The organism is Burkholderia sp. BCC0322, from assembly GCF_902833045.1.
In the GTDB taxonomy this organism is placed as follows: Bacteria; Pseudomonadota; Gammaproteobacteria; order Burkholderiales; family Burkholderiaceae; genus Burkholderia.
In genome coordinates this window covers 292,987-311,177 of sequence record NZ_CADFDU010000001.1, presented here as the reverse complement: position 1 = coordinate 311,177, position 18,191 = coordinate 292,987, and the positions used below count along the sequence as shown (strand labels likewise).

The 18,191-nt window shown below is 68.9% G+C and carries 14 protein-coding genes; 9 read left to right on the top strand and 5 right to left on the bottom strand.

Features of this window, described 5'->3' with window-relative positions:
- Positions 1-20: 20 nt before the first annotated feature.
- Complete coding sequence (locus HWX39_RS01440; RefSeq protein ID WP_175965236.1) at positions 21-2,006, bottom strand: beta-galactosidase; 1,986 nt, start codon at positions 2,004-2,006, stop codon at positions 21-23.
- A 9-nt stretch (positions 2,007-2,015) separates the two neighbouring features.
- Positions 2,016-3,164, bottom strand: a complete 1,149-nt coding sequence (gene ugpC, locus HWX39_RS01435; protein WP_175965235.1) for a sn-glycerol-3-phosphate ABC transporter ATP-binding protein UgpC — start codon at positions 3,162-3,164, stop codon at positions 2,016-2,018.
- A 189-nt stretch (positions 3,165-3,353) separates the two neighbouring features.
- Between ugpC and HWX39_RS01430 the strand changes: the two genes are divergently transcribed.
- Positions 3,354-4,388 carry a LacI family DNA-binding transcriptional regulator gene (locus tag HWX39_RS01430; protein WP_175965234.1) on the top strand — a complete coding sequence of 345 codons (1,035 nt, stop codon included), beginning with the start codon at positions 3,354-3,356 and terminating at the stop codon, positions 4,386-4,388.
- Between the two features lie 135 nt (positions 4,389-4,523).
- Here the strand turns inward: HWX39_RS01430 and HWX39_RS01425 are convergent, their stop codons facing one another.
- Both HWX39_RS01425 and HWX39_RS01420 read right to left on the bottom strand, forming a co-directional pair.
- Positions 4,524-6,629: a TonB-dependent receptor gene (locus tag HWX39_RS01425; protein WP_175965233.1), complete on the bottom strand. Its 2,106-nt coding sequence runs from the start codon at positions 6,627-6,629 to the stop codon at positions 4,524-4,526.
- A gap of 436 nt (positions 6,630-7,065) precedes the next feature.
- The gene (locus tag HWX39_RS01420) at positions 7,066-7,707 is read right to left on the bottom strand and encodes a GntR family transcriptional regulator (protein WP_175965232.1); all 642 of its coding nucleotides are present in this window, start codon (positions 7,705-7,707) and stop codon (positions 7,066-7,068) included.
- Positions 7,708-7,799: 92 nt separating this feature from the next.
- Between HWX39_RS01420 and HWX39_RS01415 the strand changes: the two genes are divergently transcribed.
- Positions 7,800-8,276, top strand: coding sequence for an OsmC family protein (locus HWX39_RS01415; protein ID WP_175965231.1), 477 nt, complete (start codon positions 7,800-7,802; stop codon positions 8,274-8,276).
- A gap of 2 nt (positions 8,277-8,278) precedes the next feature.
- Here the strand turns inward: HWX39_RS01415 and HWX39_RS01410 are convergent, their stop codons facing one another.
- On the bottom strand, positions 8,279-9,229 hold the full coding sequence (locus HWX39_RS01410; RefSeq protein ID WP_175965230.1) for a LysR family transcriptional regulator: 951 nt from the start codon (positions 9,227-9,229) through the stop codon (positions 8,279-8,281).
- Positions 9,230-9,343: 114 nt separating this feature from the next.
- On the opposite strand from HWX39_RS01410, the gene HWX39_RS01405 reads away from it, so the two are divergent.
- The 7 genes from HWX39_RS01405 to araH all read left to right on the top strand — a co-directional run bounded on the left by HWX39_RS01405 (position 9,344) and on the right by araH (position 18,177).
- Positions 9,344-11,095 (top strand): IlvD/Edd family dehydratase, encoded by a 1,752-nt coding sequence (locus tag HWX39_RS01405; RefSeq protein WP_175965229.1) that lies wholly within the window; start codon positions 9,344-9,346, stop codon positions 11,093-11,095.
- A 79-nt stretch (positions 11,096-11,174) separates the two neighbouring features.
- Entirely contained in the window at positions 11,175-12,536 is a 1,362-nt protein-coding gene (locus HWX39_RS01400; RefSeq protein WP_175965228.1) for an MFS transporter, read from the top strand.
- A 50-nt stretch (positions 12,537-12,586) separates the two neighbouring features.
- Positions 12,587-13,516 (top strand): dihydrodipicolinate synthase family protein, encoded by a 930-nt coding sequence (locus HWX39_RS01395; protein WP_175965227.1) that lies wholly within the window; start codon positions 12,587-12,589, stop codon positions 13,514-13,516.
- A 25-nt stretch (positions 13,517-13,541) separates the two neighbouring features.
- Positions 13,542-14,471, top strand: coding sequence for a Gfo/Idh/MocA family oxidoreductase (locus HWX39_RS01390; RefSeq protein WP_175965226.1), 930 nt, complete (start codon positions 13,542-13,544; stop codon positions 14,469-14,471).
- 73 nt (positions 14,472-14,544) lie between these two features.
- A complete protein-coding gene (locus tag HWX39_RS01385; RefSeq protein WP_175965225.1) occupies positions 14,545-15,549 on the top strand; it encodes an arabinose ABC transporter substrate-binding protein in 1,005 nt (334 codons plus the stop codon).
- Positions 15,550-15,570: 21 nt separating this feature from the next.
- Positions 15,571-17,124 carry an L-arabinose ABC transporter ATP-binding protein AraG gene (gene araG / locus HWX39_RS01380; RefSeq protein WP_175965224.1) on the top strand — a complete coding sequence of 518 codons (1,554 nt, stop codon included), beginning with the start codon at positions 15,571-15,573 and terminating at the stop codon, positions 17,122-17,124.
- A gap of 33 nt (positions 17,125-17,157) precedes the next feature.
- Positions 17,158-18,177: an L-arabinose ABC transporter permease AraH gene (gene araH / locus HWX39_RS01375; RefSeq protein ID WP_175965223.1), complete on the top strand. Its 1,020-nt coding sequence runs from the start codon at positions 17,158-17,160 to the stop codon at positions 18,175-18,177.
- Positions 18,178-18,191 lie beyond the last annotated feature (14 nt).

The window sequence follows — 18,191 nt, the reverse complement described above, 5'->3', positions numbered from 1 at the left end:
CGTGGCGCCGGCGGCGGTTGCTACGAACGGCTTCGATACGCGGCCACGTCTTGCGGCCCGACTTGCGCCGTGCCGAGCACGAACGCGGACGGCGGCACCGCGTCGATCGTGTGCGGCGTGTCGCCATAGTTGAAAACGTAGGTCAGGCCGCCGCGCCGGCTCACGCGCACGCCGTCGCCGAGCGGCGTCGGCGCGAGACCGGCTTCGGCCGCGACATCGGCGAACAGCCGGACGGTGGTCGCATCGTCGAACAGCGCGGCCCAGTAGTGCAGCGTGCCGTGCGACACGCAGGCCGGGTGACCGTCGGCGAAGCGTGCGCGTACGAGGCTGCGCGTGTTGTCGTGAAGCTCGACGAAGTCGCGCCAGTGGCGCGCCTCGCCCGCGAGCGGCGCGCCGTCGCGCAGCGTGCCGTCGATCCGCTCGGTCACGTTCGGCCGCAGCGATTCGACGCGCCACACGCGCACCGGCAGGATCGACGCGAGCGGGCCGGGCGGCAGCGTCGGCGGGATCTGCAGGTCGACGGTCTTCGAGCCGGTGCGCGGCCCGAACACCGCATGCGCGCCCGAGGCCGCGAGCCGCGCGGCGAAATCGTCCGGCACGACCGGCAGCGGCGGCACGACGACGAGCCGGTAGCCGTCGAGCGGCGCGTGCGCGGACACGATGTCGACGTCGAGGCCGAGCGAGCGCAGCGCCGAGTAGTACTCGAACGCGAAGCGCGGGTAATGGAAATCGGCGCCCTGCGGCTGCACTTCGAACAGCCACTTCGCGTCGTAGTCGAAGACCAGCGCGACGGGGGCGCGCACCGCGCCGTCCGCGTCCGCGCCGGCGTCGTGCACGGCCGCGATCTCGCGCGCGACGCGTTGCGCCTCGCGGCCGCCTTCGTCGAGCTTGTCATCGGGGGTGTGCAGGCCCGCATGCATCTGCTCCTGCGCGAACGGCGCCTGCCGCCAGCGGAAGTACGACACGCAGCCGGCGCCGTGCGCGAACGCTTCCCAGCTCCACAGGCGCACCATGCCCGGCAGCGGCGCGGGGTTCCACTGCGCCCAGTTCACGGGGCCCGGCTGCTGCTCCATCACCCAGAACGGCAGCTTCGACATGCCGCGATAGAGGTCGTGATTGAACGACGCGAAGTCGGGGTGGCCGGTACGCAGCCAGCGCGCCTTCACGTGAGGCGCGAACCATTGCTCCTCGAGCGCGCCGAGCGGATAGCTGTCCCAGGTCGCGATGTCGAGGTCGCGCGCCACCTCGTAATGGTCGAACTCGGTGAAAAGCTGCATGAAATTGTGCGCAACCGGGCGGCCCGGCGAATGAGCGCGAATCACGTCGACCTGCATCCGGTGATAGCGCGCGACTTCGTCCGACGCGAAGCGCCGGTAGTCGAGGCGATGCGACGGGTGGGCCTCGGTCACGGTGCCGACGGGCGCGTCGACCTCGTCGAAATGGCGATACTCCATGCTCCAGAACACGGTGCCCCACGCGCGGTTCAGCGCGTCGATCGTGCCGTAGCGCGCCTTCAGCCACGCACGAAAGCGCACGAGCGCGGCCGGCGAGTAGCTGACGACGGTCTGGTGGCAACCCAGCTCGTTGTCGGTCTGCCAGTAGCGCACGGCCGGGTGGCGGCCGTAGCGCTCGGCGACCGCCGTGCAGATCTGGCGCGACGCGTCGAGATAGGTCGGCGACGAGAAGTCGTAGTGGCGGCGCGAGCCGAACGCGCGCGGCCGGCCGTCCGCGCCGATCGCGAGGATGTCGGGATGGCGATCGACCAGCCATTTCGGCGGCGTGGCCGTCGGCGTGCACATCACGATCTCGAGGCCGGCTGCGCCGAGCACGTCGACCGCGCGATCGAGCCAGCCCCAGTCGTACTCGCCCGGCGACGGCTCGATACGGCTCCACGCGAATTCGGCGATCCGCACCTGCTCGATGCCGAGCGCTTTCATCCGGCGGGCATCGTCGGCCCACATCGTTTCCGGCCAGTGTTCCGGGTAGTAACAGACTCCGAGGCGCATGCCCGATCCTTATGCGTAGTGGTGAACGTGGACGTCGGCGCACGCGGGCACCGCGCGGCCGTCTTCGGTGAAGAGATGGCACGCCGCGGCCGGCGCATGCACGAGCACGCGTTCGCCGCTGTGCACCCGCGCGTCGCCGGGCACTTTCGCGATGAGCGAGTGGCCGCCGGGCTGGTCGAGGTGCACGTACGTCTGCTCGCCCAGGCGTTCGACGAGCGCGACGTCGCGGGCGAGTGCCGTCGCGTCGTGCGCGGCGCCGAGTGTCAGGTGTTCGGGACGAATGCCGAGCGTCACGGCGGCGCCCGCACCGAGCGCCGCGCCGTTGCGCGGCAGCACGAAGGTTTCGCCGGACGGCGCGAGCGTCACGGCCGTGCGATGCGCATCGCAGGCGGTCACGACGGCCGGCAGGAAGTTCATGCGCGGCGAACCGATGAAGCCCGCGACGAAGCGGCTGGCCGGGTGGTGGTAGAGGTCGAGCGGCGCGCCGACCTGCGCGATGCTGCCGTGCTGCGCGGTATCGGCGCCGGCGTGCAGCAGCACGATCTTGTCGGCGAGCGTCATCGCTTCGGTCTGGTCGTGCGTCACGTAGACGACGCTCGCGCGTTCGAACTGCCGGTGCAGCTTCGCGATCTCGATGCGGGTCTGGCCGCGCAGCGCCGCGTCGAGATTGGACAGCGGTTCGTCGAACAGGAACACGCCGGGCTCGCGCACGATTGCGCGGCCGATCGCGACGCGCTGGCGCTGGCCGCCCGACAGCGCCTTCGGCTTGCGATCGAGCAGCATGTCGAGCTGCAGGATGCGCGCGGCATCACGCACTTTCCGGTCGATCTCGGCCTTCGGCACGCGCGCGAGCTTCAGCCCGAACGCCATGTTCTCGTAGACCGTCATGTGCGGAAACAGCGCGTAGCTCTGGAACACCATCGCGACACCGCGCTCGGCGGCCGGCACGTCGTCGACGCGGCGGCCGTCGATCGACAGCTCGCCCGCGCTCAGATCCTCGAGCCCGGCGATCATGCGCAGCAACGTCGACTTGCCGCATCCGGACGGCCCGAGGAACACGCAGAACTCGTGCGCGCCGATCTCCAGATCGACGTCGCGAATGACCGGCGCGTGATCGCCGTAGGCTTTCTGCACGCGCCGCATCGAGATGCTCGCCATTGTCTCCGCTCCATGTTCTAATGCGCTTTCATCAGTGATTAAGCGCTTAATCATCGCGATCAAAAAAAGAGGCGATGCGATCGCGGCCGAGTCGCGCCCGTCGGTCAGGCGGCAGGGTGTGCGGGGATAGTGCGCCGCTTCGGTGAGCGAAGCAAATACTGGATCAACGTCTCATATAGTGAGCAAGTCATGGCGACACTCGATGAAGTGGCCCGCCGCGCCGGCGTGACGGCGGCGACGGTCTCGAACGTGCTGCGCAACCGCGGCCGGGTGGGCGAGGCGACGCGTGCGCGGGTGCTGGAAGCCGTGGAGGCGCTCGGGTATCGGCCGCATCTCGCCGCGCGGGCGCTGGCGGAAGGGCGCGCGCCAACGGTCGCGCTGATGGTGTCGAGCATCGCGAACCCGTTCTATCCGGAGTTCGCGCTGGCGGTCGAGCGCGCGGTGCGCCGCAACGGGCAGTTCCTGATCGTCTGCAATACGAACGAAGATCCGTTACAGGGCCGAGCGTATCTCGACCAGATCGCCGGCACGATCTCCGAAGGCATTCTCGTGACCAATGCGAACCTGCATCTGCCGGATCTGCTCGATGTGGCGGCGCGCGGCGTGCCGGTCGTGCTGTGTCTGTGGGAGCGGCCCGATGCGCCGCCCGAAGGTTTGCCGTGCGTGGCGGTGGATTTCCGCGAAGCCGGGCGGATCGCGACGCGGCATCTGCTCGAACTCGGGCACCGGACGATCGGCGTGATCGTCGGCGGGTCGGCGAGCGGCGTGCAGGCGGCGCGCTACGACGGCTTCGTCGATGTGATGCGCGAAGCGGGGCTCGACGCGACGATTGTCGCGGCAGAGCCCGATTCGATCGAAGGCGGCGTGCGCGCGGCGGGGCGGTTGCTGGATACGCATCCGCGGTTGACCGCGCTGGTCGCCACCAACGACCTGCCCGCGATCGGCGCGCTGCACGCGGCGGCCGATCGCGGCCGGCGCGTGCCCGACGACCTGTCGATCGTCGGCATTACCGATATTCATCTGGCGAGCGACACGCGTCCCACGTTGACGACGGTGGCGATCCCGACCGCCGAGGCCGCCGGGCTCGCGGTCGAACTGCTCAACGCGCTGCGCGAGGCGGGCGGCCGGATCGACGATGCGTCTCGCGTGCGGATTGCGTCGTTGCCGCGGTTGGTGGTGCGCGGTACGACGGCGGCGGTGTCCGGGCGACGCGCCGCCATGTAGCGAGGGGCGGCGTGCGCGGCGTTTTCACGTTGCGGGCAATGGGTGGAGAGGCCCGTGACGTCTGCGATGTGATTGCGTTTTGCACGCCGCACGCACGGTTTGCGTCCGGCGTGTGATGCACGTCGGCCGGCCGTTCTAGAACGAGTACGCGACGGAGGCGAACAGGCTGCGCGGCGCGCCCGGCGTGACCCACAGGCTGTTGTACGAGCTGGCGTAGTACGTGCGATTGAACAGGTTGTTCAGCACGACCGACGCGCGCAGATGCTTGTTGACCTGCACGTAGCCGTTGAGCTGCACGGTCGCGTAGGCGGGCAGCTCGAAGCCGTCCTGCGTGTTCGCCGTGTTGCCCGCGCGGCGTCCGACGTAGATCACGCCCGCGCCCGCGCCGGCCTTGTCGACGAGCGGCAGCGCGGTTTCGTACATCAGCAGCGCGCTCCCGCTCAGCCGCGGAATGTCGACGAGCCGTGCGCCGGGCGTCAGCACGCTGTCGCGCGTGACCTGCGCATCGACGTAGGCGAGATTGACGATGCCGCGCAACCCGTGGCCCAGTTCGCCGTTCCATTCGAATTCGACACCGCGGCTGCGTACTTCGCCGGCCGCACGCGAGAACCCGGCATTCCCCGGATCGGCGGTCAGCACGTTGCGCTTGTTCACGTAGAACGCGGCGACGGTCGCGAGCCAGCGCGTGCCGGCCCATTTCACGCCGGCCTCATAGCCGTGCCCCTTCTCCGGATCGAACGCGCGGCCGTTCACGTCGGCGCCGTTGTTCGGCCGGAACGAATACGCGGTGTTCGCATAGAACGACAGCGCGGGGCTGGCTTCGTACACGATGCCGAGCCGCGGGCTCAGCGCCGTTTGCAGCTGGGTCGTCGTCACGCCCGTCAGGCGATTCTCGACCGACTGGTGAAAGCGGTCCCAGCGCAGCCCGGCGAGCACTTTCCAGTGCGGCCCGAACGCGAGCGTGTCCTGCGCGTACAGGCCCTGCCCGTCGTCGCGCTCGAGCAGGTTCGTCGCGGTGCGCGGCACGGGCGCCGGCTGGCCGTAAACCGGATCGAAGATGTCGATCGCATACGGCGCCGCGGCCGTCGGCGTCGAGCGCGCGACGAACTGGTCGTAGTTGAAGCGATAGGCGTCGACGCCCATCACGAACGTGTGGCCGATGCCGGCGGTGCGGGCCTTGCCGGCCACCTCGACGCGCCCTTGCACGTCGTTCGAATGAAACGCGACCTGCCGGTAGCGGCGCCATAGCGTACGCCCGTCCGGCTGCAGCGCGAACGCCTCGGACGAGCGGCCGGACAGGTCGGTGTCGCGCTGCGCGAAGCCGGCGTTGACCGACCAGTCGGCATTGAAGCGATGTTCGAGCGTGAACTGGTGGCCCGAGTTGCGCACGTCGTAGTCGCCGTCGCGCGGCTCGCCCAGGAACCTCGACGCCGGCACCGCACCGAGCTGCCCGTTGACCGCGACCACGCCGCGATCGAGCGGCGCGCGCTGCCGGACGGTCTCGAATTCATAGTGCAGCGTCGTGTCCGCGCCGATGTCCCACGTGAACGACGGCGCGAACAGGTAGCGCTTGCTCGACACGGTATCGCGGAAGCTGCCGTTGTTCTCGTTCATCGCGACGAAGCGGTACGCGAGCGACTGCGTGACGGGGCCGGTCGAATCGAGCGTCTCGCGCAGCGCGCCGTAACTGCCGGCCGACACGCCGATCGTGTTCGCGCGCGCGAACTGCGGCTGCTTCGTCGTGTAGCTGATGAGGCCGCCGGGGTCGCCGCGGCCGTACAGCGCGGACGCGGGCCCCTTGAGGACTTCCATGCGCTCGAGCGTGGCGGTGTCGCGCGGCACGCCGATGCCGCGATTCCACGAGAAGCCGTTGACGAGGTAGTCGGTGCCGGACGTGTTGCCGTCGCCGGCGAAGCCGCGCACCGCGTAGTTGTCCCACAGCCCGCCGAAGTTGTTTTGCCGCGCGACGCCGGCGACCCAGTCGTAGAGGTCTTCGCCGCGTGTGGCGGCCACGGTCTGGATCAGTTTCTTGTCGACGCTGCTGACCGCGAACGGAATCTCCATCACGTCCGTCTCGGTGCGCGTCGCGCTCGTCGATTCCGGCGCGCGAAACGGCGCCGTCGTGCGCTGCCCGGAGACTTCGATCGCGGGCAGCGACAGTTCCTGAGCGTCGGCGGCGCTCAGGCCGGCCGTGCCGACGACGATGGCCAGCGGTGCGGCCGCCCAGTTCTTTCTGCTCATACCCCGTCCTTCAGAGATTGGTCCGCGTTCGGGCACCGCGGGCCGTCTTGCGCCGGCATCCGTGTTCCAAACAGTTCATTTGCGCGCCGAAATCTAATGCAAATGAGAGTTATTTGCAATCGTAAGCTGATCTTGTTGCGCGGGTGCCGAAGGGCGTCGGAGGGAGCGGCGGGGCGGTCGGATTTGCCGGGGAGCCTCGGGACAGCGTTGGGGTTCGGGGAAGCCGCCGGTGGCGATGGTTGGCGCCGTGCGAATTCGGTAACGGTGGGCGGAAAGCCGAATGACGGCTCACCGACTGGCGCGATTCACGGTAGCGGTGGATACGCGCGCTGCGCCGTTCATGCGGGCGCAGCACGCCCCGGACGTGCGAAAAACCGGGCCGCCCGCACCGGTCGGCGCGATTGCGCGCATGACCGTGCCCGACCACGTGCCGGCGTCACCCGCCTTCGACGAGCCGCAACACGATGCGCCGGGCCGACTCGAGATGCGCGACGGTCATCGCCCGGGCGCCGCGCGCATTGCGCTCGCGGCACGCTTGCAGGATCTCTTCGTGCTCGACCTGGAACGACGGCGTGTCCGCGAGCAGCGTGGCTTGCAGGCGCTCGTATCGTTCGACCTGGCTGCGCAGCTCCGCGATTGCCTTCAACTGCCGCTCGTTGCCGCAGCACGAATACAGCAACGCATGGAATTCACGGTTCAGCTCGCCTTGCCGGCGCGGGACGTTCGATTCGCCGAGCAGCCGATGCACGAGCTCGGCGCGAGCGAGCGTCTCGTCGTCGAGCCGCTTCACGCTGCGATGGATTGCGTCGCCTTCGAGCAGCGCACGCATGTCGTAGATCTCCCGCACGTCGGACGCGCTCAGCATCCGCACGACCGCACCGCGATTGCGGAAGATCTCCAGCAGCCCTTCGCGCTCCAGCCGCTGGATGGCTTCGCGCATCGGAATCCGGCTGATCCCGAAGCGCTCGGCGAGGTCGCGTTCGACGAGCCGCTCGCCGGCCTGCAGCTCGCCGTTGACGATCATTTCCCGCAGCGATGCGGCCACCGCGTCCGCCGTCGAATCGAGTCTGGCTTCCATTCCGTGATTCCCCATTTTGGAATAATGGTATACCAAATGGGTTTCCGATGCCACAATGACGGCCTCACGTTCCAATATCGAAGGAGAGCGAGATGGCGCATGGCGAACACACGTACCGCGTGGCAGTCGAGTGGACCGGCAACCGCGGAACCGGCACGTCGGGGTATCGCGAATATGGCCGCGATCATGTGATCCGCGCCGGTTCGAAGCCGGACATTCCGGGCTCGTCGGACGCGGCGTTTCGCGGCGACGCGGCACGCTGGAATCCGGAGGACCTGCTACTCGCGTCGGCCTCGGCGTGCCACAAGCTGTGGTATCTGCATCTTTGCTCGGAAGCCGGTATCCGCGTGCTCGCGTACGTCGACGACGCCGAAGGGACGATGCTCGACACCGCGGAGCAGGGGCGCTTCACCGAAATCGTGCTGCACCCGCGCGTGACGATCCGCGCGGGCGACGATCGCGAGCTGGCCGAGCGGCTGCATCACGATGCGCATGCGAAGTGCTATATCGCCAACTCCGTGAACTTTCCGATCCGGTGCGAACCGCGCGTCGAGTGCGCGGCCGCGTGACGTTACAACGCGATCCCGTACACCTCCCGCGCGGTCGCTCGGATCGCGTCGGCCATCACCGCGACGGCCGGTGAATGCAGCCGGTCGGTGCGCGTGATGATCCCGAAATCGTCCATCCGGCAATCCATCTCCAGCGGCAGCACCGACACGATGCCATGTCGCGCGTAGTACAGCGCGACGTCCTCCGCGAGCACCGCGATCATGTCGCTTTGCTCGATCAGCTGCGTGATGAACAGCAGCGCGGCCGTCTCGACGACGTTCGCGGGCGGCGCGAGGCTCGCGCGCTGGAACACCAGCTCGAAGCGGTGGCGCAGCACGCTGCCGGCCGGCGGCATGATCCACGCGGCGCGCTGCACGTCGGCGAGCGACAGCGGTGCTTGCGCGAGCAGCGGATGGCCGGGCCGCACGACGGCCGCGACCGGCTCGCCGGTCAGCGGCTCGTAGCGCAGGTGCAGCTTGTCGTGTTCGGCTGACAGCCGGCCGAGCACGATGTCGAGCTTGTCCTGCGCGAGGTGTTCGAGCAGCGCATTGCTCGTGTCGATCGCGACGGACACGCGCACGTTCGCGTGCGTGTCCTTCACCGCGGCGACGGCCGGCGGCACGAGCCGCAGGCCCGGCGACGTGATCGCGCCCACCGCCACATGGCCGAGATGGCCGGCCTTCAGCGCGGCCAGTTCCTCGTGCGCCTGGTCGAGGCTGCCGAGCGCCGCGCGCGCGTGGCGGATCAGCGCGTCGCCGTACAGCGTCGGCCGCATCCCGCGCGGCAGGCGTTCGAACAGCACCGCGCCGATCGATTCCTCGAGTTCGCGCAGCAGCTTCGACGCGGCCGGCTGCGTCATGTTCAGCGCGGCCGCCGCGCGGTGAATGCTGCCTTCGTCGGCAAGCGCGACGACCAGCAGAAGCTGGCGCGTCTTCAGGCGGCCACGGTTTCCCCACGGACTGGCTTCGGGCATCGTACGGGTTTATATCGATATCGAATTGGATATCGTAATCGACCAAAACGTCATTAGCGAGTTATCAAAATTCTGCCTAGACTGCGCCGGTATCCCGTCACCACAGGACTGACGATGTCGGCAACAAAACCCAGGCTGCGCTCCGCCCAATGGTTCGGCACGAATGACAAGAACGGCTTCATGTACCGGAGCTGGATGAAGAACCAGGGCATCCCCGATCACGAGTTCGATGGCCGGCCGATCATCGGCATCTGCAATACGTGGTCCGAACTGACGCCGTGCAACGCGCACTTCCGCAAGCTCGCCGAGCACGTGAAGCGCGGGATCTTCGAGGCGGGCGGTTTCCCGGTCGAATTCCCGGTGTTCTCGAACGGCGAATCGAACCTGCGGCCGTCGGCGATGCTCACGCGCAACCTCGCGTCGATGGACGTCGAGGAAGCGATCCGCGGCAACCCGATCGACGCCGTCGTACTGCTCGCCGGCTGTGACAAGACCACGCCCGCGCTGTTGATGGGCGCGGCGAGTTGCGACGTGCCGGCGATCGTCGTGTCGGGCGGCCCGATGCTGAACGGCAAGCTGGAAGGCAAGAACATCGGGTCGGGCACGGCCGTATGGCAGCTGCACGAAGCGCTGAAGGCCGGCGAGATCGACCTGCATCACTTCCTGTCGGCCGAAGCCGGGATGTCGCGCTCGGCCGGCACCTGCAACACGATGGGCACCGCGTCGACGATGGCGTGCATGGCCGAGGCGCTCGGCGTCGCGCTGCCGCACAACGCGGCGATTCCGGCCGTCGATTCGCGCCGCTACGTGCTTGCGCACATGTCCGGCATCCGCATCGTCGAGATGGCGCTCGAAGGGCTCGTGCTGTCGAAGATCCTGACGCGCGCGGCATTCGAGAACGCGATCCGCGCGAACGCGGCGATCGGCGGTTCGACGAATGCGGTGATCCACCTGAAGGCGATCGCGGGCCGCATCGGCGTGCCGCTCGAACTGGAAGACTGGATGCGCATCGGCCGCGACACGCCGACGATCGTCGACCTGATGCCGTCGGGTCGCTTCCTGATGGAGGAGTTCTATTACGCGGGCGGGCTGCCGGCGGTGCTGCGCCGGCTCGGCGAAGGCGGGCTGCTGCCGAACCCGGATGCGCTGACGGTGAACGGCAAATCGCTGTGGGACAACGTGCGCGAAGCGCCGAACTACGACGACGAGGTGATCCGCCCGCTCGACCGGCCGCTGATCGCGGACGGCGGCATCCGCATCCTGCGCGGCAATCTCGCGCCGCGCGGTGCGGTGCTGAAGCCGTCGGCGGCGAGCCCCGAGCTGCTCAAGCATCGCGGCCGCGCGGTGGTGTTCGAGAACTTCGACCACTACAAGGCCACGATCAACGACGAAGCGCTCGACGTCGACGCGAGCTCGGTGCTCGTGCTGAAGAACTGCGGGCCGCGCGGTTATCCGGGGATGGCCGAGGTCGGCAACATGGGGCTGCCGCCGAAGCTGCTGCGCCAGGGCGTGAAGGACATGGTGCGGATTTCCGACGCGCGGATGAGCGGCACCGCGTACGGCACGGTCGTGCTGCACGTCGCGCCGGAGGCCGCCGCCGGCGGGCCGCTCGCGGCCGTGCGCAACGGCGACTGGATCGAGCTCGACTGCGAGGCCGGCACGTTGCATCTCGACATTACGGATGACGAATTGCAGCGCCGCCTGTCGGACGTCGATCCGGCCGCGGCGCCGGGCGTGGCCGGCCAGCTCGGCAAGGGCGGCTACGCGCGGCTGTATATCGATCACGTGCTGCAGGCCGACGAGGGGTGCGACCTCGACTTCCTGGTCGGCACGCGCGGCGCGGACGTGCCGAGCCACTCGCATTGAGCGGCGTGCGCGACACACGGCACAGGTGAAGCAGGACAGACCGGCGACGACGCCGGCGCAGCCCACCCATGGAGACACGATGACGACGACGCAGCACCCGTCCGCGACACCGGCCGCGGCTCAATCCGGCCCGTCGGCCGCCGTCGACGAACGGCGGTTGATGCGCACGCTCACGCGCAGGCTCGTGCCGTTTCTCGCGTTGATCTACGTGGTGGCCTACGTCGACCGCACGGTCGTCGGTTTCGCGAAGCTGTACATGAATGCGGCCGTCGGCCTGGGCGACGCCGCGTACGGGCTCGGCGCGGGGCTGTTCTTCATCGGCTATTTCCTGTGCGAGGTGCCGAGCAATCTCGCACTCGGCCGCTTCGGCGCACGCGTGTGGTTCGCGCGCATTCTCGCGACGTGGGGCGTGATCACGATGGCGATGGCGCTCGTGCAGGGGCCAACCAGCTTCTACGTGCTGCGCTTCCTGCTCGGCGCGGCCGAAGCCGGCCTGTATCCGGGCATCCTGTATTTCCTCACGCAGTGGTTCCCGATGCGCGGCCGCGCGCGTGTGATCGGGCTGCTCGTGCTCGCACAGCCGATCGCCGGCATCGTGACGGGGCCGCTCGCGGGTTGGCTGCTGTCCACGCACGGGCTGTTCGGGCTGTCGAACTGGCAGGCGCTGTTCGTCGCCAGCGGCCTGCCGGCCGTGCTGCTCGTGTGGCCGACGCTGCGGCTGCTGCCCGAATCGCCGGATCGCGCGCGCTGGCTGAACGATGACGAGCGGCGCTGGATCGCGCGCCAGCTCGCCGCCGATCGCGACACGTACCGCCCCGACGCGCACCGCAACCCGCTCGCCACGCTGGCCGATCGGCGCGTGCTGCTGCTCGCGGCGCTGTTCCTGCCGTTCCCGCTGTGCATCTACGGGCTGTCGCTGTGGCTGCCGACGATCATTCACGCGTTCGGCGCGGGCGACACGGCCACCGGCCTGCTGTCCGCCGTGCCTTACCTGTTCGCGGTGGTGGGGCTGCTGGTCGTGCCGCGTCATTCGGATCGCACGCGCGAACGCTACTGGCACATCGTCGTCGTGTCGGCCGCCGCGGCGCTGACGATGGCCGCCAGCGCATGGGCGCGGCAGCCCGCGCTGCAGTTCCTGTTCATCTGCCTCACGGCGTTCTCGCTGTACTCGATCCAGGCCGTCGTCTGGGCGCTGCCCGGCGAGTTCCTGACCGGGACGAGCGCGGCGGTGGGCATCGCCGCGATCAATTCGCTCGCGAATCTCGGCGGCTATGTCGGGCCGTACGGCATCGGCCTGATCAAGCAGGCGACCGGCAGCCTCGCGGCCGGCCTGTATTTCCTCGCGGCGACGCTTTTGTTCGCGATGCTGATCACGTTCGTGGTCCGCGTGACGCTGCGCGCGCCGCAGCCGGCCGCGGGCGTGCTCGCCCGCGAATCCTGAACGCATTGTTTTCCGGCTGAATGCCGCTTCGACCGACGCAGGACCGAACCATGACCTCGAGCAGCACGCCGCGCTATCGCGGCATCTTCCCCGTCGTCCCGACGACGTTTACCGACACCGGCGAGCTCGACCTCGCGAGCCAGAAACGCGCGGTCGATTTCATGATCGACGCGGGCTCGGACGGGCTGTGCATCCTCGCGAACTTCTCCGAGCAGTTCGCGATCACCGACGACGAACGCGACGTGCTCACGCGCACGATCCTCGAACACGTCGCCGGCCGCGTGCCGGTGATCGTCACGACGTCGCACTACAGCACGCAGGTGTGCGCGGCGCGCAGCCTGCGCGCGCAGCAGCTCGGCGCGGCGATGGTGATGGCGATGCCGCCGTATCACGGCGCGACGTTCCGCGTGCCGGAGGCGCAAATCTTCGATTTCTATGCGCGTGTGTCCGACGCGATCGAGATTCCGATCATGATCCAGGACGCACCCGCGAGCGGCACCGCGCTCGCGGCGCCGTTCCTCGCGCGGATGGCGCGCGAGATCGAGCAGGTCGCGTACTTCAAGATCGAGACGCCCGGCGCCGCGAACAAGCTGCGCGAGCTGATCCGGCTCGGCGGCGATGCGATCGAGGGGCCGTGGGACGGCGAGGAGGCGATCACGCTGCTCGCCGACCTTCATGCGGGCGCGGCCGGCGCGATGACGGGCGGTGCGTATCCGGACGGCATCCGGCCGATCCTCGAAGCGTGGCGCGAAGGGCGCCACGACGACGCGTACGCGCGCTACCAGGCATGGCTGCCGCTGATCAATCACGAGAACCGCCAGTCCGGGATCCTCACCGCGAAGGCGCTGATGCGCGAAGGCGGCGTGATCGCGTGCGAGCGGCCGCGGCATCCGATGCCGGAACTGCATCCGGACACGCGCGCGGAGCTGCTCGCGATCGCGCGCCGGCTCGATCCGCTCGTGCTGCGCTGGGCGCACTGAGCGATACGCGAAGGAGACATGCACGATGAATGATCAGGTTTCGCTGGGCGTCGTCGGGATCGGCAAGATCGCGCGCGACCAGCATCTTCCGGCGATCGCCGCCGAACCGGGCTTCGCGTTGGCGGCCTGCGCGAGCCGCCACGCGGAAGTCACCGGCGTGCGCAACTATCGCGACCTCCGCGCGCTGCTGGCCGCCGAGCGCGAGCTCGACGCCGTGTCGCTGTGCGCGCCGCCGCAGGTGCGCTACGCGCAGGCGCGTGCTGCACTCGAAGCCGGCAAGCACGTGATGCTCGAGAAGCCGCCGGGCGCGACGCTCGGCGAAGTGGCCGCGCTGGAGGCGCTCGCGCGCGAACGCGGCCTTACGCTGTTCGCGACCTGGCATTCGCGCTGCGCGAGCGCGGTGGAGCCCGCCCGCGCATGGCTCGCCGCGCGCACGATCCGCGCGGTGCAGGTGCGCTGGAAAGAGGACGTGCGGCGCTGGCATCCGGGGCAGCAGTGGATCTGGGAGCCGGGCGGCCTCGGCGTGTTCGATCCGGGCATCAACGCGTTGTCGATCGTCACGCGGATCCTGCCGCGCGAGCTCGTGCTGCGCGAGGCGACGCTCATCGTGCCGAGCGACGTGCAGACGCCGATCGCGGCCGAACTCGATTGCGCGGATACCGACGGCGTGCCGGTGCGCGCGGAATTCGACTGGCGGCACGGCCCGGTCGAGCAGTGGGAGATCGCGGTCGATACGGCCGACGGCGTGCTCGCGATCAGCCGCGGCGGCGCGCAATTGTCGATCGCGGGCGAGCCGGTCGAGCTTGGGCCGGAACGCGAGTATCCGGCGCTGTACGCGCACTTCCGCGCGCTGATCGCGCGCGGCGCAAGCGATGTCGACGTGCGGCCGCTGCGGCTCGTTGCCGATGCGTTTCTGTTCGGGCGGCGCGTCCAGACCGACGCGTTCGGCCGATGACCGTGCCGACGCGCTGCGCCGCGACCGCGCACGACGAATGATGAAGACCCCAGTCGATACAAGGAGACACGACATGAATCGCACGATTCGCCGCCATACCCTGCGCGCGCTGCTGGCCGCGCTTTGCATCGCGCCGCTCGGCATGCAGGGCGCCGCGCACGCCGACGCGCCGCTGAAGATCGGCTTCCTGGTGAAGATGCCCGAGCAGGCCTGGTTCATCAACGAGCAGAACGCGGCGGCCGCGCTCGGCCAGAAGGAGAATTTCTCGGTCGTGAAGATCGGCACGCCCGACGGCGAGAAGGTGCTGGCCGCGATCGACAACCTCGGCTCGCAAGGCGCGCAGGGCTTCGTGATCTGCGCGCCGGACGTGCGCCTCGGCCCGGCGATCGCCGCACGCGCGAAGCGCTACAACATGAAGTTCGTGACCGTCGACGACCAGCTCGTCGATTCGACCGGCAAGCCGCTGCCGAACGTGCCGCACCTCGGGATGTCGGCGACCAAGATCGGCAACCAGGTCGGCCAGGCCATTGCCGACGAGATGAAGCGGCGCGGCTGGAAGCCCGAGGAAGTCGGCGCGCTGCGGATCACGAACTACGAGCTGCCGACCGCGAAGCTGCGCACCGACGGCGCGACGCAGGCGCTGCTCGCGAACGGCTTCCGCAAGGAGAACATCTTCGATGCGCCGCAGAAGACAACCGACGACGAAGGCGGCTTCAGTGCGGCAGCTCCGGTGCTCGCGCGCCATCCGAACGTGAAGAAGTGGGTGGTCTACGCGCTGAACGAGGAAACCGTGCTCGGCGCGGTGCGCGCGACGGAGCAGCTGCACATCCCGGCGACGGACGTGATCGGCGTCGGCATCAACGGCGCGGGCGAGGCGTTCGCCGAATTCCAGAAGAAGGAGCCGACCGGCTTCTACGGGACGATCGCCGTCAGCTCGACGAACCACGGCAAGGACAGCACGCAGAACCTCGTCGAGTGGATCCGCAACGGCAAGACGCCGCCGCCCGACACGCAGACGAGCGGCAAGCTGATGACGCGCGCGAACTGGCAGGCCGTGCGCGCCGAGCTCGGCATCTGAGCGGTGCGAGGCGAAAACGCGATGACGATGCAGACGATGACGGCCGTGTCCCGCCACGACGACGGTGAAGCCGGCGCACTGCCACAGGACGCCCCGCTGCTCGCGCTCGACGGCATCACGGTGACGTTCCCGGGCGTGCGCGCGCTCGACGCCGTGTCGCTGTCGGTGCGTGCCGGCGAAGTGCACGGGCTGATGGGCGAGAACGGCGCGGGGAAATCGACGCTGCTGAAGGTGCTGTCCGGCGTGAACCAGCCGCAGGCCGGCACGTTGACGCTGAACGGCGCGGTGCAGCGTTTCGCGTCGACGCGCGCGGCGCTGGAGGCCGGCATCGCGATCATCTACCAGGAGCTGCATCTGGTGCCGGAGCTGACGGTCGCGGAGAACCTGATGCTCGGGCAACTGCCGAGCCGGCTCGGCGTGGTCGACGAACGCACGCTCGCCGCGCGTGCACTCGATGCGCTGGAGCGGCTCGGCGAGCACATCGATCCGGGCACCCCGGTGAAGTACCTGTCGATCGGCCAGCGCCAGATGATCGAGATCGGCAAGGCGCTGATGCGCGACGCGCGCGTGATCGCGTTCGACGAGCCGACGAGTTCGCTGTCCGCGCGCGAGACCACGCAGTTGTTCCGGATCATCCGTGCGTTGCGCGCGGAAGGCCGCGCGATCATCTACGTCACGCACCGGATGGAGGAAGTCTACGAACTGTGCGACCGCGTGACCGTGTTTCGCGACGGCCGCCGCATCGACACGTTCGATTCCGTCGCCGATCTCGATCGCGACCGCTTGATCGGCTGCATGGTCGGCCGCTCGATCGAGGACGTGTACGGCTACCGGCCGCGCGCGGCCGGCGACGTGCTGATCGAGGCGAAAGGGCTGGCGGGGCCCGGGTTGTCCGAGCCCGTGTCGTTCACCGCGCGGCGCGGCGAGATCGTCGGCTTCTTCGGGCTCGTCGGCGCGGGCCGCTCGGAGCTGATGAAGCTGCTGTACGGCGCCGCGCGCCCGAGCGCGGGACATGTCGAACTGAACGGGAAGCGGGTGGCGTTCGGGAGCCCGCGCGACGCGGTACGCGCCGGCCTCGCGCTGTGCCCGGAAGACCGCAAGCAGGAGGGCATCGTTGCGATCGCGTCGGTGGCCGACAACCTGAACATCAGCGCGCGCCGGCATTTCAGCCCGGCGCGCATGTTGCTCGACACGCGGCGCGAGCGCGAGCTCGTGCAACGCTACATCGAGCGGCTCGCGATCAAGACCCGCGACGGCGATACGCCGATCGGCGCGCTGTCGGGCGGCAACCAGCAGAAGGTCGTGCTCGCGCGCTGGCTGGCCGAACGCATCGACGTGTTCCTGATGGACGAGCCGACGCGCGGCATCGACGTCGGCGCGCGCGCGGAAATCTACAACCTGTTCTACGAACTCGCGGAAGCGGGGCGCACGGTGATCCTCGTGTCGAGCGATCTGGCCGAGGTGATCGGCGTGTCGGACCGGATCATCGTGATGAAGGAAGGACGGATCGCGGGCGAGGTCGCGAAGGCGCAGGCGACGCCCGACGCGCTGATCAAGCTCGCGCTGCCGCGCTAGCGCCCCGCAACGATCAACCGGAATGCAAATGACATGAGCCAGGCAATGCAACCCCAACGTACCTCTCCGTCCCCCGATGCCGCCGCCGCGCCCATGCGGGCGCGCGGCGGCGTGTGGCAACTGATCAACCGCTCCGGCATCGTGATGGTGTTTCTCGTGCTGTTCGCGACGCTGTCGCTGACCGTGCCGGACTTCCTCACGCCGCGCAACATCCAGGGCCTGCTGCTGTCGGTCACGCTGATCGGCTCGATCGCGGTGACGATGATGTTCGTGCTCGCGCTCGGCGAGGTCGACCTGTCGGTCGCGTCGATCGTCGCGTTCTCGGGCGTCGTCGCGTCGACACTGATCACCGCGACGCACAGCGTGCTGTTCGGCACCGTGGCCGGCGTGCTCGCGGGCGGCGCGGTCGGGCTCGTGAACGGCGTGCTGATCGCGCGCTACCGGATCAATTCGCTGATCGTCACGCTCGCGATGATGGAAGTCGTGCGCGGGCTCGCGTTCATCACGTCGAACGGCGATGCGGTGATGATCTCCGAGGAACGTTTCTTCGAACTCGGGGCCGGCTCGTTCCTCGGCATCTCGTATCCGATCTGGAGCAACATCGTCGGCTTCGTCGTGTTCGGCTTCCTGCTGCGCAAGACGGTGTTCGGCAAGAACGTGCTCGCCGTCGGCGGCAACGGCGAGGCAGCGCTGCTCGCGGGGCTGCCGGTGATGCGCATCAAGATCACAGTGTTCGTGCTGCAGGGGCTCGTGACGGGCTTCGCCGGCGTGATGCTCGCGTCGCGGATGAGCCTCGGCGATCCGAAGACGTCGGTCGGCCTCGAACTCGGCGTGATCTCCGCATGCGTGCTCGGCGGCGTGTCGCTGACGGGCGGCGTCGCGACGATCTCCGGCGTGCTGGTCGGCGTGCTGATCATGGGCGCGGTGCAGGACGCGATGAGCCTGCTGAACGTGCCGACGTTTTACCAATATCTGATACGCGGCGGAATTCTGTTGCTCGCGGTGCTGTTCGACCAGTATCGTCGCAACCAGCGGCGCGCGATGAAGATCTGACCGGCAGCGCGCCG

What these genes read in the sequence shown, in the direction of transcription:
- HWX39_RS01440 (WP_175965236.1), bottom strand. Translation starts at nt 2,006, where the DNA reads ATGCGCCTCGGAGTCTGTTACTACCCGGAACACTGGCCGGAAACGATG.
- ugpC (WP_175965235.1), bottom strand. Translation starts at nt 3,164, where the DNA reads ATGGCGAGCATCTCGATGCGGCGCGTGCAGAAAGCCTACGGCGATCAC.
- HWX39_RS01430 (WP_175965234.1), top strand. Translation starts at nt 3,354, where the DNA reads ATGGCGACACTCGATGAAGTGGCCCGCCGCGCCGGCGTGACGGCGGCG.
- HWX39_RS01425 (WP_175965233.1), bottom strand. Translation starts at nt 6,629, where the DNA reads ATGAGCAGAAAGAACTGGGCGGCCGCACCGCTGGCCATCGTCGTCGGC.
- HWX39_RS01420 (WP_175965232.1), bottom strand. Translation starts at nt 7,707, where the DNA reads ATGGAAGCCAGACTCGATTCGACGGCGGACGCGGTGGCCGCATCGCTG.
- HWX39_RS01415 (WP_175965231.1), top strand. Translation starts at nt 7,800, where the DNA reads ATGGCGCATGGCGAACACACGTACCGCGTGGCAGTCGAGTGGACCGGC.
- HWX39_RS01410 (WP_175965230.1), bottom strand. Translation starts at nt 9,229, where the DNA reads ATGCCCGAAGCCAGTCCGTGGGGAAACCGTGGCCGCCTGAAGACGCGC.
- HWX39_RS01405 (WP_175965229.1), top strand. Translation starts at nt 9,344, where the DNA reads ATGTCGGCAACAAAACCCAGGCTGCGCTCCGCCCAATGGTTCGGCACG.
- HWX39_RS01400 (WP_175965228.1), top strand. Translation starts at nt 11,175, where the DNA reads ATGACGACGACGCAGCACCCGTCCGCGACACCGGCCGCGGCTCAATCC.
- HWX39_RS01395 (WP_175965227.1), top strand. Translation starts at nt 12,587, where the DNA reads ATGACCTCGAGCAGCACGCCGCGCTATCGCGGCATCTTCCCCGTCGTC.
- HWX39_RS01390 (WP_175965226.1), top strand. Translation starts at nt 13,542, where the DNA reads ATGAATGATCAGGTTTCGCTGGGCGTCGTCGGGATCGGCAAGATCGCG.
- HWX39_RS01385 (WP_175965225.1), top strand. Translation starts at nt 14,545, where the DNA reads ATGAATCGCACGATTCGCCGCCATACCCTGCGCGCGCTGCTGGCCGCG.
- araG (WP_175965224.1), top strand. Translation starts at nt 15,571, where the DNA reads ATGACGATGCAGACGATGACGGCCGTGTCCCGCCACGACGACGGTGAA.
- araH (WP_175965223.1), top strand. Translation starts at nt 17,158, where the DNA reads ATGAGCCAGGCAATGCAACCCCAACGTACCTCTCCGTCCCCCGATGCC.